This window comes from Zavarzinia sp., from assembly GCF_049306435.1.
GTDB lineage: Bacteria > Pseudomonadota > Alphaproteobacteria > Zavarziniales > Zavarziniaceae > Zavarzinia.
Map to the genome: position 1 here is coordinate 1 of NZ_JBAQRT010000129.1, position 17,459 is coordinate 17,459.

General features: G+C 66.4%; 15 protein-coding genes and 1 other annotated feature. Of the genes, 7 read left to right on the plus strand and 8 right to left on the minus strand.

Annotated elements, in window-relative coordinates; all coding sequences use genetic code 11:
• Positions 1–1,021: DUF6438 domain-containing protein (locus tag WAZ62_RS06910; protein ID WP_422642778.1), on the minus strand; the 1,021-nt coding region annotated here is incomplete at its 3' end.
• Between the two features lie 165 nt (positions 1,022–1,186).
• Between WAZ62_RS06910 and WAZ62_RS06915 the strand changes: the two genes are divergently transcribed.
• From WAZ62_RS06915 to WAZ62_RS06925, 3 genes are all read left to right on the plus strand, one after another.
• Entirely contained in the window at positions 1,187–1,891 is a 705-nt protein-coding gene (locus WAZ62_RS06915) for a dienelactone hydrolase family protein (protein WP_422642779.1), read from the plus strand.
• Positions 1,892–1,902: 11 nt separating this feature from the next.
• Positions 1,903–2,883 (plus strand): quinone oxidoreductase family protein, encoded by a 981-nt coding sequence (locus tag WAZ62_RS06920; RefSeq protein WP_422642780.1) that lies wholly within the window; start codon positions 1,903–1,905, stop codon positions 2,881–2,883.
• Positions 2,884–2,963: 80 nt separating this feature from the next.
• Positions 2,964–5,363 carry a TonB-dependent receptor gene (locus WAZ62_RS06925; protein WP_422642781.1) on the plus strand — a complete coding sequence of 800 codons (2,400 nt, stop codon included), beginning with the start codon at positions 2,964–2,966 and terminating at the stop codon, positions 5,361–5,363.
• On the opposite strand, the gene WAZ62_RS06930 is transcribed toward WAZ62_RS06925, so the two are convergent.
• From WAZ62_RS06930 to WAZ62_RS06960, 7 genes are all read right to left on the minus strand, one after another.
• Complete coding sequence (locus WAZ62_RS06930; RefSeq protein ID WP_422642782.1) at positions 5,357–5,902, minus strand: helix-turn-helix domain-containing protein; 546 nt, start codon at positions 5,900–5,902, stop codon at positions 5,357–5,359. The genes WAZ62_RS06925 and WAZ62_RS06930 overlap by 7 nt on opposite strands.
• A gap of 67 nt (positions 5,903–5,969) precedes the next feature.
• Positions 5,970–6,359 carry a VOC family protein gene (locus WAZ62_RS06935; RefSeq protein ID WP_422642783.1) on the minus strand — a complete coding sequence of 130 codons (390 nt, stop codon included), beginning with the start codon at positions 6,357–6,359 and terminating at the stop codon, positions 5,970–5,972.
• A gap of 82 nt (positions 6,360–6,441) precedes the next feature.
• On the minus strand, positions 6,442–7,872 hold the full coding sequence (locus WAZ62_RS06940) for a SulP family inorganic anion transporter (protein ID WP_422642791.1): 1,431 nt from the start codon (positions 7,870–7,872) through the stop codon (positions 6,442–6,444).
• Positions 7,873–7,890: 18 nt separating this feature from the next.
• Positions 7,891–7,946: a sequence feature (sul1 is cis-regulatory element that is thought to sense ions involved in sulfur or methionine metabolism; They are found in Alphaproteobacteria), on the minus strand.
• Positions 7,947–8,010: 64 nt separating this feature from the next.
• On the minus strand, positions 8,011–9,048 hold the full coding sequence (holA, locus tag WAZ62_RS06945) for a DNA polymerase III subunit delta (RefSeq protein WP_422642784.1): 1,038 nt from the start codon (positions 9,046–9,048) through the stop codon (positions 8,011–8,013).
• 9 nt (positions 9,049–9,057) lie between these two features.
• Positions 9,058–9,606, minus strand: a complete 549-nt coding sequence (gene lptE / locus WAZ62_RS06950; RefSeq protein ID WP_422642785.1) for an LPS assembly lipoprotein LptE — start codon at positions 9,604–9,606, stop codon at positions 9,058–9,060.
• A gap of 4 nt (positions 9,607–9,610) precedes the next feature.
• Entirely contained in the window at positions 9,611–12,181 is a 2,571-nt protein-coding gene (gene leuS / locus WAZ62_RS06955) for a leucine--tRNA ligase (protein WP_422642792.1), read from the minus strand.
• A gap of 168 nt (positions 12,182–12,349) precedes the next feature.
• Positions 12,350–12,901, minus strand: coding sequence for a DUF3576 domain-containing protein (locus WAZ62_RS06960; protein WP_422642786.1), 552 nt, complete (start codon positions 12,899–12,901; stop codon positions 12,350–12,352).
• A gap of 334 nt (positions 12,902–13,235) precedes the next feature.
• Between WAZ62_RS06960 and WAZ62_RS06965 the strand changes: the two genes are divergently transcribed.
• From WAZ62_RS06965 to WAZ62_RS06980, 4 genes are all read left to right on the plus strand, one after another.
• Positions 13,236–14,360, plus strand: coding sequence for a porin (locus tag WAZ62_RS06965; RefSeq protein WP_422642787.1), 1,125 nt, complete (start codon positions 13,236–13,238; stop codon positions 14,358–14,360).
• A 73-nt stretch (positions 14,361–14,433) separates the two neighbouring features.
• A complete protein-coding gene (locus WAZ62_RS06970; protein WP_422642788.1) occupies positions 14,434–15,258 on the plus strand; it encodes a sulfotransferase domain-containing protein in 825 nt (274 codons plus the stop codon).
• Between the two features lie 274 nt (positions 15,259–15,532).
• Positions 15,533–16,681, plus strand: coding sequence for a porin (locus WAZ62_RS06975; protein ID WP_422642789.1), 1,149 nt, complete (start codon positions 15,533–15,535; stop codon positions 16,679–16,681).
• A 147-nt stretch (positions 16,682–16,828) separates the two neighbouring features.
• The coding region (locus WAZ62_RS06980; protein ID WP_422642790.1) for an AMP-binding protein at positions 16,829–17,459 on the plus strand (631 nt) is incomplete at its 3' end.

Genomic DNA, 17,459 nt, shown 5'->3' on the forward strand with positions numbered 1-17,459 from the left:
CGTCGAGGGCACCGGCCGCCAGCAGGCGGTCGACCACGTCACCGTCGCTGTATTGCGCCGCCAGGGTCAGGGCGAAGATGCCGCGGCAGGAACCCGTCGGGGCGACGCCCCGCGTCAGAAGCGCACCGATGAAGGGTCCAGCCCCGGGGCGGATGCTGCAGGCCAGCGCCCCGGCGGCGGCGGGGGCCTGGAAGTCCCAGTCGGCCGCCCTCAGTTCATCGGCGATTTCCGCGCCACCGGAGACCCAGCGCGCGCTGCGCGCCAAGGTTTCCACCGCCCGCTCCAGCTCGATGACCGACGGCGGCATGCCGTCGTAGAGACCGGCGTAGTCGACCACGGTCTTTTCCGTCTTGCCCAGGCGCAGGCGCAGCACGGTCGACGGCAGGTCGGTCACGCCGGCGGCATAGCGATCCTCGAGGCCGAAGAATTGCGCGGCGCGGAACTGCTCGATCAGGGCGGCGACGGCGACGGGGTCGACCCGCTCCTCCACCCGGCCGGCGAAGGCGACATTGAAGCCGCCGTCATAGGTGACGCGGCCATCGCCCCCGATGGTGACGGTGTAGATCGGACAGGCGCCGAAACAGGCGGTGTGTTCGATGGAAATCTCGGTCTCGGCGGCCGCCGCCTTCGGAAACGGCCGATCGGCTGCCGGCCGGGGCCGGGGAAAGATCGGCAGGTCCAGGGGGCCGGTGACGGCGACGCTCCTGCCGCCGCGCTCGAACGGGCGGAAGTGGAGGGACATGGCCAGTTGCACGGCGCGGTCGTAATATTCGTCGTCGCCCTGGCTCGGTTTCGCCGATGTAACCGATCCCGTTTCGTCAATGACGAGGTCGAGGGAAACCGCCTCGCCGAAGGTCACATCCGCCGAATCGCTGTTGAAATAGAGCGGCGGGCTGCCGGGGGCCAGGTGCTCGCGGATCTCGCTGCTGTCGACCAACGGCGCTTCGTCCGCCCGCGCGGCGCGCGTCAGGGACAGGGCGGCGAGAATGCCCGCCACAACCACCGTGACCCGTCGCGCCATGCCCCGCCTCCGCCGATACGCCGCCATGCTAGTGGCTTGGCCCGGACTTGTCGACGGGATGCCCCACCGGGGGGATGCCCCCGCGACGGGATGCTCCCGTGACGGGATGCCATGACAAGGTCGCTTTCGGGCGCTAGCATCCCATCACAAATCAGGGAGGTTCCGATGACGGCATCGAGCATCACCATCGCAGCGACGGACGGCGGCAGTTTCTCGGCCTATGTGGCGCGGCCGGCGGGTGGCGCGCCCGCCCCGGCGATCGTCGTCATCCAGGAAATCTTCGGCGTGAACGCGGTCATGCGCGGCGTCTGCGACTGGCTGGCGGGCGAAGGCTTCGTCGCCATCTGTCCGGACCTGTTCTGGCGGATCGAGCCGGGTATCGACATCACCGACCAGACCAAGGCGGAATGGGACCGGGCCTTCTCGCTCTTCGGCGCCTTCGACCGCGCCAAGGGCATCGCGGATATCGAGGCGACGCGGGCGGTCGCGGCCGGCCTTTCGGGGACGACGGGAAAGGTCGGCGCCGTCGGTTACTGCCTCGGCGGGCACATGGCCTATCGGACGGCGGCGGAAACACCGGTCGATGCCTCCGTCGGCTATTACGGTGTCGGCATCAACGAGGTGCTGAACCTCGCCCCGGGCATCAGGAAGCCGCTGATGCTGCATATCGCCGAGAAGGATGGCTTCGTGCCGCCCGAGGCGCAGGCGAAGATGGCCGAGGGGCTGGGCGGCAACCCGCTGGTCACGCTTCACACCTATGCCGGGCAGGACCATGCCTTCGCCCGCATCGGCGGCGCGCATTATGACAAGGCCTCGGCCGATCTCGCCAACGATCGGACCCTGGCCTTCTTCCGGCAGCATCTGGTCTGAGGGGCGAGACGATGAGCGAGGCGCAGGCGATCCGCATTCATTCGGCCGGCGGGCCGGAGGTGATGGTGCTCGAGACGGTGGAGCTGCCGCCGCCCGGCCCGGGCGAGGTGCGCCTGCGCCAGACCGCGATCGGGGTCAATTTCATCGACTGCTATCACCGCAGCGGTCTCTATCCCCTGCCCCTGCCTTCCGGCATCGGACTGGAGGCGGCGGGCGTCGTCGAGGATGTCGGCCCGGGGGTAACCGGTCTCGTCGCCGGCGACCGGGTCGCCTATTGCCTCACGCCCATCGGGTCCTACGCCAGCCATCGCAACTATCCGGCCGATCTTCTGATGAAGGTGCCGGATGGGGTTACCGACGAACAGGCCGCCTCCCTGATGCTGCAGGGCCTGACCGCCTGGTATCTCCTGCATCGCACTTACCGTGTGCAGGCGGGCGAGACCGTGCTGTTCCACGCCGCGGCCGGCGGCGTCGGCCTCATCGCCTGCCAATGGGCGCGGCACATGGGGGTGCGGCTGATCGGCACCGCCGGCTCGCCCGAGAAGGCCGAGCTCGCCCGGGAACACGGCGCTTCCGAGGTCATCCTCTACCGGACGGAAGACGTGGCGGCGCGGGTGAAGGCGCTGACCGGCGGCAAGGGCGTTTCGGTCGTCTATGATTCCGTCGGCAAGGATACCTGGGACGGCTCCCTCGACAGTCTGGCGACGCGCGGGTTGATGGTCAGTTTCGGCAATGCCAGCGGGCCGGTGCCGCCCTTCAATCCGGGAATTCTGTCGGCCAAGGGCTCGCTCTATCTGACGCGGCCGACCCTGTTCCATTATATCGCCGACAAGGGGGAGCGGGACGAGGCGGCGGCCGCCCTGTTCGATCTCGTCGCCACCGGGGTGATCCGCACCAATGTGCGTCAGCACTTCGCCCTCGGCGATGCGGTCGCGGCGCATCGGGCGCTGGAATCCCGGGCGACGGTGGGCTCGACCGTGCTGCTGCCTTGATTGCCGGCGGAGGCTGTGTTGTATGATCCGGACGGGGGGCCTCGTCGGCGATCGGCGGGGCGTGGGGTCCGGGGGAAGCATTGTCCATCAATCGGCGCGAACGCGTCCTTGCCGTCGGGCTCGTCGCTGCCGCCTCGTGGCAGGCGGCCTGGGCCGATGATCCCGCTCCCCTCTCCCGCGGGGAAATCGAACAGTCCCTCGATGCCGGCGCCGAGCTGCTCGGCCCGGTCGTGGTGACCGCCCCCGCCCCCGGTGAAGACCAGGGCGAGCCGCCGTTATCGAAAAGCGTCGCCGACAGCGAGGAGGTCGAGGACGCCGAGGGCGACCTGATGCGTCTCGTGGGACGGATGCCGAATGCGATCGCCGTCAGCTCCAGCCTGCGCAATTCGACCATCGCCATCCGGGGCATCGGCGCGGTTCCCGCGACGGAATCCCAGGACAATCCCAACGGGCTCTACGTCGATGGCATTTATTATCCAAGGCCGGCGTCCCTGTCCTTTGACATGTTCGACCTCGAACGGGTGGAGCTGATCCGCGGCCCGCAGGACATCCTGTTCGGCCGGAACACGGTGGCGGGCGCCCTGAACGTGCTGACGGCGCGGCCGTCTTTCGAACCCGGCGCCGAAATTTCGCTGAGCATTGGCAGCGACCGCTATTTCCGCGCCACCGGCATGGTGACCGGACCGGTTTCGGACACGCTGGCCCTCCGCCTCAGCGTCTCCCATGCCGAGCGCGAAGGCGCGGTCGAGAACATCAATCCCGGGTCGGAGGCGGCGGACCGCCTGAACGGGACCAACGACTATGGACTGCGCGCCCAGATGCTCTGGGAGCCGACGGATGATTTCAGCCTGAGGATCGTCGCCGACAGGAGCGAGCAGGATATCGACTGCTGCGTCCAGCTGCCGGGCCAGAATATCGAGACCCAGGCCGACGGCAGCGACTTTCCCGACAATTCGCGCGAACGCCAGCTCGGGGTGGGTTACACCGAGCCGACGGATGGCGCCCGCCGGCGACAGACCGACGTCAATGCGCGGGTCGAGGCCCAGGCCCATCAGGGCGGGGTGCTGTCCGAAGCCACATGGTATTTACCGGATTACAAGCTGACCTCGCTCACCGCCTGGCGCAGTCAGGCCTATGCCCCGCGTACCGACAGCGACTACACGGCCCTGGCGGTGCTGAACCAGTTCGGCGTGTCCTACGACCAGGAACAGTTCAGCCAGGATCTGCGCCTTGCCTCCACCGGCCGGCGCGTGGTCGATCACGTCTTCGGGCTTCAGGCCTTCTGGCAGCATGTCGACAGCCTGCAGGACCAGGAATTCGGCGCCGACGCGGCCTCGATCCTGATCGTGCCGACATTGCCGCCGCTGCTCGGCCCCTTGCTGGAGCCTGCGATCCGGGCGGCGATCGACGGTCTTCACGTCTATCAGGCCTCGAGCGTCGATACCGCGAGCGTCGCGGCCTTCGGCCAGGCCACCTGGAACATCACGGATGACACGGCGCTGAGCGCAGGCCTGCGCTACACGCTGGAGCGGAAGAGCGGGGAATTCCGGCAATATCTCGAAGGCGGCGGCGGCAACCTGCCGGATCCCATCGCGTCGCTGGTGCGGGACCAGATCGCGCGGCCCGATGCCTGGCGGGACTCCCGCACCGACGGGGGACTTTCCGCGCGCATCAGCCTCGCGCATCAGATATCCGAGGGGGTCTCGGCCTATGTTTCCTATGCAAGGGGCGGCAAGCCCGGCGGCATCAATTTCGCCGCGCTCAGCCCGGGACCCGGCCGGGAAGTCGCGGCCGAGACGGCGGACACGGCGGAGCTCGGTGTCAGGACCCGCCTCCTCGGCGGCCGGCTGAGCGTCGACGGCACGCTCTACTGGACCGAGTTGCGGGATTATCAGGCGGTGAAATTCGACCGCGATACCCTGGCGAGCTATCTGTCCAATGTCGGCCGGGTCCGGTCCCGGGGGGCCGAAATCGATGCCGCGCTACAGATCTCCCCAGCCCTCGGCATAAGGGCCAGCCTCGCCTATAACGAGACCGAGATTCAATCCTATCCCGACGCGCCCTGCCCGCCGGATGTCCATGTCTCGTCAGGCGAAGCCTGCGTGGTGAATCTCGCGGGGCATGAGCTCGAAGGCGCGCCGCGCTGGACCGCCGCGGTCGGCTTCGATTACACGAGGCCGCTGGGCTCCTGGCGGGGCGATGACCTGGAAGGTTTCATCGGCGGCGATTTCAACTATGTCTCGGCCTACAAGACCGAGGCCAGTTCCGACTACACGAGGGTCAAGGGCCGGGGCATCACCAATCTGAAAGTCGGTCTGCGCTCGGCCGACCGGCGCTGGTCGCTGGCCCTCTGGGCCAACAATCTGTTCGACGTGAATTACGACACGGCCCAGGCTTCGCTGCCGCTGAATCTCGGCGGAACAGTCGTTGTTCCGGGCGATCCCCTGATGCTCGGGGTCACGGCGACCCTGCGCTACTGACCGTCGCCCGGGGCGTCGTCCCTGGAGCGGATGACCTTCACATCGCCGACGCCGGTCGCCAGGCAGCGATTGATGAATTCGAGCGTGATCCGTTCGAGTTCCAATATGGCGCTGAGGTAAGGCTCCTCGAGGAGGACACCGGGGCGGTAGATGTAACGCCCGTCTTCCGTCGTGGTGAGATAGTTGGACTCCACCAGTTTCTTCAGCTTGCGCCGCACCGTCTCGCGCGGCAGGCCGGTGATCTCCGCGATCATCTGCGCCGTGCAGCCCTGTTGCGCATCGCCGACCATCACCGTCAGATCGGAAAAAACCTCGAGACCGCGAATGGTCGAAAACATGTGAACAGTGCTGTTGAATCCGACGGCGTCGGATATGGTCGCCAATTCGATATCGCCATCATATAGCGATATCCGCAACTTGAACACACGCAGCCAGTATTCAGCGAAGAACCCCAACAACAGACGGAGCCGACTTTTATCAGCACGGGGCACCAACTGAAGGAAGACATCCTCCAATATTTCATCGACGGTTGTCGGCATCGATCATTCTGCCCTATATTTGGATCAGATTTATATCGGGCAGGAAAAACTGTCAATCGCGGGCTCTTCAGGCCTCGGGGCGGTGACACACCGCCTCGACATTGTTGCCGTCGGGGTCCAGCACGAAGGCGCCATAATAATTCGGGTGGTAATGCGCGCGGATGCCCGGCGCGCCATTGTCCCGCCCGCCGGCCGCCAGCGCCGCCTGGTGGAAACGGTCGACCGTCGCCCGGTCGGGCGCCGTGAACGCGACATGCAGCCCGCCCGACAGTGCGCGGCCGGATCCGATCCAGAAGAACGGCTTGCCCGCCGCCCCGAAACCGACATGCCCCTCCGCCCCGGTTTCCTCGGCCGTCACCGCCATGACGACGGTAATGCCCAGCGGCGCCAGGGCCGCCGTGTAGAATGCCCGCGAGAGGGCAAGGTCGGAGGCGCCGAAACCGATATGGTCGATCATGAAGGGACTCCCGTTCCATTTGTCCGCAAGGTATCGGGACGCACTGTAAATCATGAAGGCCGATCGAGGCCGCCTCGTCGCCCTAATGGGCGGCGAAACGGTCGACCATGGTGGCGCTGGCTTCGTTCAGGCCTTCGACCGTGACCTCGGCGCCGGCGCGGCGCAGGCGGAGGACGGCCTTGTCCAGGGCGCCGATCGAGGAAATGTCCCACAGGTGGGCGTGGGTCAGGTCGATGGTCACCCGCGTCGGCACGTCGAGAAAATCGAAGCCGCGCAGGAAGGTCTCGGTCGAGGCGAAGAAGACCTGGCCGCGCACCACGTAGCGGTCGCCTTCACGGGTGATGGAGATCAGGCGCGAGACCTTGCCGGCGAAGAAGACGCCCGACAGCAGCACGCCGACGATCACCCCCTTGGCAAGGTCATGGGTGGCGATCACCGTGACCACGGTCGCCAGCATCACGATCGACGACGAAGGCGGATTGTGTCGCAGATCGAGGATCGAGCGCCAGTTGAAGGTCCCGATCGAGACCATGATCATGACGGCGACGAGGGCGGCCATCGGGATGACGCGCACGAGATCGTCCAGCACAAGGATCAGGAACAGCAGGAAGCCACCGGCGACGAAGGTGGACAGGCGCCCTCGCCCGCCCGCGCCGACATTGATCACCGACTGGCCGATCATGGCGCAGCCGCCCATGCCACCGACGAGGGCGGCGGCGATATTCGAGGCGCCCTGGCCGAAACATTCCCGGTGCTTGTCGCTGGTGGTCTCGGTCATGTCGTCGACGATCTGCGCCGTCATCAGGGATTCGAGCAGGCCGACGGCGGCCAGCGCGAAGGCATAGGGAAAGATGATCCGCAGCGTCTCGAGAGTCGGCGGCAGATCCGGCAGGGCGAGAACCGGCAGGCTGGAGGGCAATTCGCCAAGGTCGCCGACGGTGCGCAGGTCGAGACCGAAACCCCAGGCGATCACGGTCAGCGCGGCGATGGCGATGAGGGGCGAGGGCACCAGTCGCGTCACCAGGGGCAGAAGATAGATGATGGCGAGACCGCCCGCGATCATGGCGTAGGTTTCGACCGGTACGCCGATCAATTCCGGCAGCTGCGCGAGGAAGATCAGGATCGCCAGGGCATTGACGAATCCCGTGATGACCGAGCGGGAAACGAAACGCATCAGGCGGTGCAGGCGCAAGGCCCCGGCGCCGATCTGCAGCACGCCCATCAGGATCGTCGCGGCGAACAGATACTGGATGCCGTGATCGCGCACGAGAGTGACCATGAGGACGGCGGTCGCCGCCGTCGCGGCCGAAATCATGCCGGGCCGCCCGCCGACGAAGGCGGAGACACAGGCAATGGCGAAGGAGCCGAACAGGCCGAGCTTGGGATCGACACCGGCGATCACCGAAAAGCCGATCGCTTCGGGGATCAGCGCCAGCGCCACCAGGATGCCGGACAGAAAATCGCCACGAATGTTGTGAAGCCATTCGTGGCGGTAAACGCGCAACGAGGTCATGAAAATACCGGACATGGGCAGGGTCCGGCGGATCGGCGGCCGGAAGAGCCACCCGGAGTTTCACCGGGTCCTTTCGAATGACAGCAATATGCCCCGGCGATCATTGCATCGCAACAAAATGCCCGCGTGGAATGAGGCTCAGCGCCGTCCCGCCCGGGCGGCGACACCGGCGATGCGCATCAGGGCGCGGGCCATCAGGACATCGGCGGGATTGCCCGTCGTCTTGCAGTCGAGTTCGGCCTCGACGAGGAGGTCGACGGCGTCGAGGAGGCGCGGCGCGCTCCAGCGCGGCAGCTGCGCCTTGAAGGCGCGGTCGCGCGGGAAGCGGATGGGCGGACGCAGGGCGGCCAGGGCACGGTCCAGCTGCAGGCCCTCGTCCATCAGGGCGCGGGCAGCCTGAAGCTGGAGTACCTGGCGGCTGACCGCGCGCAGGATGGTGATGGCGTTTTCGCCGACCTGGCGGCAGCGCTCGATGCTGCGCTCCAGCCGGGGCATGTCGCCGACAAGACAGGCGAAGACCACGTCGTCGATGCCGATCTCGGAAGCATCGCCGACCACGGCCCGCACATCGTCGAGGCCGACCGTCTTCGATGCCGTGCCCATGTAGAGCACGAGCTTGTCGAGTTCCCCCCGCGACTGGGCCCGGTCGGCGCCCAGGCGTTCGGCCAGCCAGCTTTGCGCCGCGGGCTCGATGGCGAGGCTCGCCGCCTTCAGCACCTGTTCGATCAGGTCGTCGACGCTGGCGGCATCATCCGGGTAGCAGGCGATGGCGGCGCCGTTGCCCGCGTCCTCGACGATGGTGCGCAGGGCGCTGCGCTTGTTCGGCAGGTCGCCGGCCTCGACCACGATCAGGGCATCGCCCGCCGGGGCCTCGAGGAAGCCGGCGATCAGTTTCGCGTGTTTGTCGCCGATATCGCGCAGGCGAATCACCCGCCGCCCGCCGATCATCGAGATCGCCGCCGCCTCGTCGGCGAGGCGGGCCGGGTCCTCGTCGAGGGCGGCGCCGCTCAGTTCGGCGACACGGAAGGGGTCGTTCAGATCGGGCACCACGGTCCGGGCAAGACGGGTCGCCCGCTCGCGGACAAGGCCATTGTCCGGGCCGAAGATCAGGGCGAGGCGAACCGAGGCGTCGGGCTTCGCCAGGAAACGGTCGACGGCGGCGCCGGCCAGTTTCATGGCCGGACCTCAGCTGTTGGGGCGGGTTTCGAGGAAGCTGGCGATGCGCGAGCGGATCTCGTCCGCCAGCTGGCCCGAAGCGCGGCGATAGGCGTCCTGCTGGGCGGCGATGGCGCCATATTCCGACTGCGGCACGTTATAGGCCGTGGTCGCCCGGGCCAGTTCGTTCATCACCGCCGTGCCCGTCGCCAGGTCGACGAGGGAAATCTTGCCGCGCATGGTCACAGTATAGCGGGTGATCGAGGAGTCGGTCTGCACCAGGCCGCCAAGCTCGATCGTCTCCAGCGCGACATCGAGACGGAAGCGCGGGTTCTGCGCCGTGCGCCCGCCCGAGATCTTGTCGATCAGGTCGTTGCGCAGGATCTGGCCGGTGCGGTCCTTGCCGATCTGGCCGATGGCGACGGAGCCGAGCAGTTTCTCCGCCTCGGCCGAGGTCGAATGACTGCCGTACATCGGCTGGAAGCCGCAGCCGCCGAGGGCGAGCGCGGCGCCGAGGGCGCAGGCCGCCGCGAGGCGGGGCAGCCCGAAGGCGGAGCGGGTCGACGGCTTGCGCGGCATGGGATCAGACCACCAGATTGACGATACGGCCGGGCACAACGATGACCTTGCGCAGGGGCCTGCCGTCAATCGCTTTCTGCACGGTCTCGAGGGCGAGGGCCCGGGCTTCCAGGTCGGCGCGGTCGATATCGGCGGGCACCACCAGCGTGCCGCGCATCTTGCCCTGCACCTGGACGGCGATGGTGATCTCGTCGTCGGCGGCGAGGCTGGCGTCGGCTTGCGGCCAGGGGGTGGCGACCAGCAGCACGCCATGGCCGAGCAGCGACCACAATTCCTCGGCCAGATGCGGCATCATCGGCGCGACCAGCTGGATGATGGTCTCCAGCGCCTCGCGCGTCGCCGCCGGGCTGGCACCGGTCTTGCCGAGGGCGGCGTCCTGCACCGCATTGGCGTATTCGTAAAGCCGGGCAACCGCCTTGTTGAAGTGGAAGGCTTCGATATCGGCGGTGACGCCGGCGATCGTCTTGTGGGTGGCGCGGCGCAGGGGCGCGTCCTCGGGGCCGAAGGCGCCATCACCCACGGGGCCGAGACGTTCCAGGCCCTCGGTCGCCATGCGCCACAGGCGCTGGCTGAAACGCCAGGCGCCCTCGATGCCGCCCTCGGTCCATTCGAGGTCGCGCTCCGGCGGGCTGTCCGACAGCATGAACCAGCGCGCGGTGTCGGCGCCGTAACGCTCGATGATGTCGTCCGGGTCCACCACGTTCTTCTTGGACTTGGACATCTTCTCGACCCGGCCGACGGTGACCGGCTCGCCGGTCTCCAGCCGCACCAGGGCGCCGCCCGCGTCCGTCGTCACATCGGCCGGGTTCAGCCATTCGCCGCCCGCGGACTTATAGGTCGCGTGGTTCACCATGCCTTGCGTGAACAGGCCGGCGAAGGGCTCGCATATGCCGATATGGCCGGTCGCCTGCATCGCTCGCGTATAGAAGCGGGAATAGAGCAGATGCAGGATCGCGTGCTCCACCCCGCCGATATACTGGTCGACCGGCAGCCAGTAATCGACCGCCTCGCGGTCGAAGGGCTCGTCGCTGCGGGGCGAGCAGAAGCGGGCGAAATACCAGGACGAGTCGATGAATGTATCGAACGTGTCGGTCTCGCGCCGGGCCGGGCGGCCGCAGGTCGGACAGTCGACATGCTTCCAGGTCGGATGGCGGTCCAGCGGATTGCCGGGCACGTCGAAGGTGACATCTTCCGGCAGGGTGACCGGCAGCTGGTCCGCCGGAACGGGGACGATGCCACAGGCCTCGCAATGAATGACGGGAATGGGCGCGCCCCAGTAGCGCTGGCGCGAGACGCCCCAGTCGCGCAGGCGGTAGGTGACGGTGCCCTCGCCCGCGCCGATCTCCTTGATCCTGGCGATGGCGGCGGCCTTGCCCTCGACGGTGCCGAGGCCGTTCAGGAATTCGGAATGATAGAGCGTGCCGTCGCCCGTATAGGCTTCGGTGCCGACGGCGAATGTCGCCGGGTCCTCGCCCGGGGGCAGCACCACGGGGGTGACCTGAAGCCCGTATTTGCGGGCGAAGTCGAGGTCGCGCTGGTCATGGGCCGGGCAGCCGAAGACGGCGCCGGTGCCATAATCCATCAGCACGAAATTGGCGACATGGACCGGCAGGGTCGCGTCCGGCTTGAACGGATGGCGAACTTCGAGGCCGGTATCGAAGCCGAGCTTCTCGGCCTTCTCGATCTCTTCCTCGGAAGTGCCGCCGCGCCGGCACTCATCGCAGAAGGCCGCCAGGGCCGGATTGCTCTGGGCGAGGGCGAGCGCGACCGGATGATCGGCGGCGATGGCGACGAAGGCGGCGCCGAACAGCGTATCGGGCCGCGTCGTATAGACGTCGATCGTCTCGGCCGGGGCCTCGCCCTCGAAGCGGAACGACAGGCGCGCGCCTTCCGAGCGGCCGATCCAGTTGTCCTGCATCAGGCGGACCTTGGACGGCCAGCGGTCGAGGGTTTCGAGGCCCTTGATCAGCTCGTCGGCGAAATGGGTGATCTTCAGGAACCATTGCGACAGCTTGCGCCGCTCGACGAGGGCGCCCGAGCGCCAGCCCCGGCCGTCGATCACCTGTTCGTTGGCCAGCACCGTGTTGTCGACCGGATCCCAGTTGACGAGGGATTCCTTGCGGTAGACGAGGCCGGCCTTCAGGAAATCGAGGAACAGCTTCTGTTCGTGGCGATAATATTCGGGATGGCAGGTCGCGATCTCGCGGCTCCAGTCCAGCGAAAGCCCCATGGACTTCAGCTGGGCGCGCATCGTGTCGATATTCTTGTAGGTCCAGTCGGCGGGATGGACATGGCGTTCCATCGCGGCGTTTTCCGCCGGCATCCCGAAGGCGTCCCAGCCCATGGGGTGCAGCACGTTGAAGCCCCGCGCCCGCTTGTAGCGCGCGATGACGTCGCCCATGGCGTAATTGCGCACATGGCCCATGTGGATGCGCCCCGACGGATAGGGGAACATCTCGAGGACGTAATATTTCGGGCGGGTCCGGTCTTCCCCGGCGCGGAAGGCGTCCGCCGCCTCCCAGGCGGCCTGCCATTTCGACTCGGCGGCGCGCGGGTTGTAACGCTCGTTCGACATGGGAAAATTATCGGCTTTCTGGCGCTGCCGGGCAGCGGTGATCACGCGGGAGACAGAGATATAGGGCGATGGCTTCGCCGCTGGCAAGGGATCTGTCCCCGGCAGGCCATGGGCCGCCGGGGCTCCGCCCTGTCCCGGATCGCGGTCCGGGATCGCCGTCAGCCTGGCTTACTGGCCGAGGCTCTGCACCCGCAGCTGCCGGGCGCGGGTCAGGATCGCGTTCTCGAGCTGGCCCACGGTCTGGGCCGAGACGGGGACATCGAGCCATTGCCGTTCGGGACCGATCTGCTGGCGGAACAGCGCGACCTTCAGGCCGTCGGCGCGCAGCCGGCGGTCGAGGATATAGACCGTGGCCTTCATGCGCTCCGACGGGCGGTCGGGCGAGGAATACCAGTCGGTGATGATGACGCCGCCGAAGGGGTCGGCCGAGACCAGCGGCATGAAGGACAGGGTGTCGAGCGAGGCGCGCCACAGCAGGGCATTGACGCCGATGCCGCTGGAGCCTCCCTGATCGTCGGCCTTGTCCTTGCCGCCGAACAGCACGAGGCCCTCGGGGCCGAACAGGCCGCCCTCGGCCTGCGAAGCATCGGGAACCGGCTTGTGAGTGCCATCCGGGTTCTGCTGTGGGTATTGCTGAACGGTTTCGGTCGAGCCGCAGGCGGCCAGGGCCATGACGGCCAGGGCCGAAGCGAGCCTGGCACCATAACGCAGTCCGGACATCAATATCCCTCACGTCTATTCCGCCCGCGGGAAAGGCGGGCTGCCGCCCTTCATTAAGTGATGCCATGCGGCAAAGCAATGGCGCAGGGTCCCGCGTGCCCCCAAAAAGCCTGTCGCCCGGCCGATTTCGGAAGCCTCCGGCGCCCCCCTCGACTGTTACGCAACTGCAACAGGGACGTCTCAATGTCCCTCGAGGCGTCCTGAAACCAGCCCTTTCGCTTGACCCGGCGAGGCATCGGAAATTCTATCGGCGGGTAGAGACCGGGCAGCGGGGTACGCTGTCGGGTCGTTCCGGGGGCCACTCCCGGCTGCCTCGTACTGAAATGAGGGGATGATGAAAAAGATTCTTCTGAGCACCACGGCGCTTGCCACTGCCGCGCTGCTTTCCACCAGCGCCCTTGCGGCCGACGAAGGCCTGAAGCTCACGCTGGGCGGTTTCTTCTCGGGCGTCGTTCTCGCCGGCGGTGACGGCGATGCCGACACCCGCGAAGTTTCGTTCGATTCCTGGAACAGCGAAATCTCCTTCAACGCTGAAGGCACCGCTTCGAACGGCCTGACCTACGGCTTCCAGATCCAGCTCGAAGGCGCCAGCGTCGACGACCAGATCGACGAAGCGTATCTGTATTTCTCGGGCGCTTTCGGCCGCGTCGAGTTCGGCACCAATGATCCGGTCGCCGCCCAGATGGGCTATGTCTCCCCCTCGCCGGATGTCAATGGCATCCTGACGGTGAACTCGGGCGACTATATGTTCAACGCCTTCACCTACAATTCGGACGGCGACGCCGGCAAGGTGAACTACTTCACCCCGCGCATCGGCGGCTTCCAGCTCGGCCTGTCCTACTCGCCGGACGGCACGCAGGACCCGAAGGACGGCGCTGTCGCCGGTGGCTTCGAATCGGATGTTACCACGGTTGCGGGTCCCGATGGCATTCTGGGCACCGCTGACGACGTAGTCGTCGGCTCCGTCGCTGGCCAGCAGTTCACCGCTGGCCTGAATTACTCCAAAGAGTTCTCGGGCGTTACCGTCGGCCTGTCCGGCACCTATGCGTTCTTGGAGTCTGAAATCACTGACGCCGGCGGTCTCGCTGACGATCAGACCTCCTGGGGCCTGGGCGCGAACCTCGGCTTCGCGGCCGGCGCGGGCACGGTCACCCTCGGTGGTTCGTACCTCGCGATCGACAGCTTCGGTTTCCTCAAGGACAACGATGTGTCGGCTTACGACGTCGGCGTGCAGTATGCCCAGGGTGCCTGGAGCCTGGGCGCGCAGTCGATCTGGTGGGACGAAGACTCGTTCCCGGACACCATCTGGGGTCTGTCGGTCGGCGGCGGCTACAAGGTCGCGACCGGTCTCGACCTCGCGGTCGGCTACATGCACTGGGACAACCAGGGCGGCGGCGGCGGCTCCTTCACGAAGGAAGACGCCGACGTGTTCCTGCTCGGCTCGATGCTGTCGTTCTGATCTTTATCGATCGGGGAAAAGGGGGCGCTCGCGCCCCCTTTTTCTTTTTGTGCGATATCCGAGGAGGCTCCACTTGGGTGCGCTGATCTGGCTGTCTTCCTATCCCAAGTCCGGCAATACCTGGTTGCGGACTTTCCTGCACCATCTGCTGATCAATCCGCCGGCGCCCTTGCCGCCGGATTCCCTCGGTCGCTTCACGCTCGGTGACAATCACCGCATCTGGTACGACAAGGCGGCGGGCACCTCCACCATCGGCTTCGAGGAGGAGCGCATCTCGGCCCTGCGGCCCCGGGCCCAAGCCCTGATGACCGGCGCCTTCCCCGATTCCGTCTTCGTGAAGACCCATTCGATGGTGGGCCAGCGTCATGGCGCGCCGCTGATCAATGCGGATGTCACGGCCGGCGCCATCCATGTCGTGCGCGATCCCCGCGACGTCGTCATTTCAGCGGCCGATCATTACGGCCTGACCATCGATCAGATGGTGGCGCAAATGGCCGATCCGAACGCCGTCATCGGCGGCAACGCGAACCAGGTCCAGACCTGGCTCGGCGACTGGTCCAGCCATGTCACCAGCTGGACCGGCAGGGCGGGGCCGGGTCTTCTCGCCGTCCGCTACGAAGACATGGAACAGAAACCGCTGAAGACCTTTGGCGCCATCGCCGCCTTTCTCGGTCTTCGTCCACCGAAAGACCGGCTGGAGCGCGCCATTCGCTTCTCGTCCTTCAAGGTTCTGCAGAACCAGGAAAGCCAGCACGGCTTCGGTGAACGCAGCCGCCATTCGGCCCGCTTCTTCCGGGTCGGCAAGTCCGGACAATGGCCCGGTGTCCTCACCGCCGAACAGGTCCGGCTGATCGAGACCCGACACGCGGATGTCATGAAAAGATTCGGCTATCGCTGATTCGAGGCCGGGCGGCGGAATCGGCCCCCTGTCCGCGACGTAATACAACAAGACCTTGGTCAATACCGCCTCGGCGTCCGGGCAAGGTCATTTCTCGCAACTGCGAAATAAAAATGTAAAAAAGCCGCCTTCCATCTAATAAACTGTGGCGAGAGGGGCACACAGGCCCTGTGTCACTGTACTGACATTTCTTACTTGTTGCCGACCTACAGACGATCGGTCTATCCACCTTGCAGGGCACACCATAGAACGCCTGCTTGAGGGGTAACACCACATGACCAGCAAGATTCTTCTTGGCACCACCGCGCTGGCTGCCATTCTGTTTTCCACCGGCGCCCAGGCGGCTGATGACGGCCTCAGCCTGAAGATGGCGGGCTGGTTCCGTGGCTACGCGCAGTTCGGCAGCCTGGACGACAATCCGTCCAATGGCCTGGCGGATCGCCGCAACGTCTCGTTCGAGACCTTCGATTCCGAAATCCACTTCATCGCCGAAGCCAAGACCGCGAACGGCCTGACCTACGGCTTCCGCATCGAGCTCGAAGGTGCCAGCGTCACCGACCAGATCGACGAGTCCTACCTCTACGTGAAGGGCAGCCTCGGCGACGTCTTCTTCGGCAATGACGACGGCGCGGCCAACAAGCTGGCCTATCAGGTTCCGGCCATCACCCGCTCGAAGACCCTCGTCATCGAAGATCCGAACTTCTCGCCCAACGCGCCGAGCGGCTCGTCGGTCAAGTACCTGAACAGCCCGAACCATTACTCGCTCGATTCGGCTAAGCTCTTCTACGCGACCCCGCGCTTCTCGGGCTTCCAGTTCGGCGTTTCCTACGCGCCGGACCTCAGCGAAGATCCGAACAGCGGCGCCGTCGCCGGTGGCTTCGAATCCGATGCCGACGTGCAGGCCGGCGATGCCATCGAACTGGGCCTGAACTACAGCAACAAGTTCGGTGATCTGGGCCTGGTTGCCTCCGTCACCTACTACACCGAGTCGCTGGAAGACGGCGCCACCCTGGCGACCCAGGAAGAGCGTGACTCCTACGCCGCTGGCGCGGGCATCACCTACAAGGGCCTGCAGTTCGGCGCCAACTACATGTACACCGACAATTACGCAGCGGCCGGCTACACCAACGTCGGTGTCAATGGCGCGGAACTCAACCAGTTCGTCGTCGGCGTGCAGTATGCGACCGGCCCCTGGTCGGTCGGTGCCAACGCCGGCTACGGCAAGGTTGAATTCGATGGCGGCCGTGAGGACGAGGTGCTCGCGCTGCTCGGTGGCGTCGGCTACAACGTCGCTCCGGGCCTCGACCTCGATGCGGCCCTGCAGTACTACGACTGGGATCGCTCGGGCGGCACCACTGTCGCCAATGACTCGGGCAGCGGCGCTTCGACGGCGCTCTTCCTCGGCACCACCCTGTCGTTCTGATCTCAGGATCGATCGAACATCGGAAGGGGCGGCCCATCGGGCCGCCCCTTTTGACTTTGTGCTTACAACTTTCGGTCAACTTGCGCCCGCAAGCGCGCGCTCCCATAATCCGCGCCAATAAGACAGGCGCCTTGCGGGAGGAACAGCATGAGCCAGGATATCTACCCCGTCCCCTCGGGCTTCGCGGCGCAGGCCCTCGTGAACGCAGCGGGTTATGCCGAGGGTTATCGCCACTCGATCGAGGACCCGGCGGGCTTCTGGGCCGAGGCCGGCAAGCGGCTCGACTGGATCACCCCCTACAGCGCCGGCGCCGTCCGCGACGTCTCCTTCGGCCCCGGGGATGTCCATATCCGCTGGTTCCATGACGGCACCCTCAATGTCGCCGCCAACTGCCTCGACCGCCATCTCGCCACCCGGGGCGACAAGGTCGCCATCCTGTGGGAAGGCGACAGCCCGGCCGATTCCCGCGCCATCACCTATCGCGAACTCCACGCCGAGGTCTCGCGCTTCGCCAATGCCCTGCTCTCGCTCGGCGTCAAGAAGGGCGACCGCGTCACCCTCTATCTGCCCATGATCCCGGAAGCCGCGGTCGCCATGCTGGCCTGCGCAAGGATCGGCGCCATCCATTCCATCGTCTTCGGCGGCTTCTCCCCCGACAGCCTGGCGGGTCGCATCGTCGACTGCGGCTCGAAAGTCGTCATCACCTCCGACGAGGGCCTGCGCGCCGGCAAGACCGTGCCGCTCAAGGCCAATACCGACAAGGCGCTGGAACAGTGCC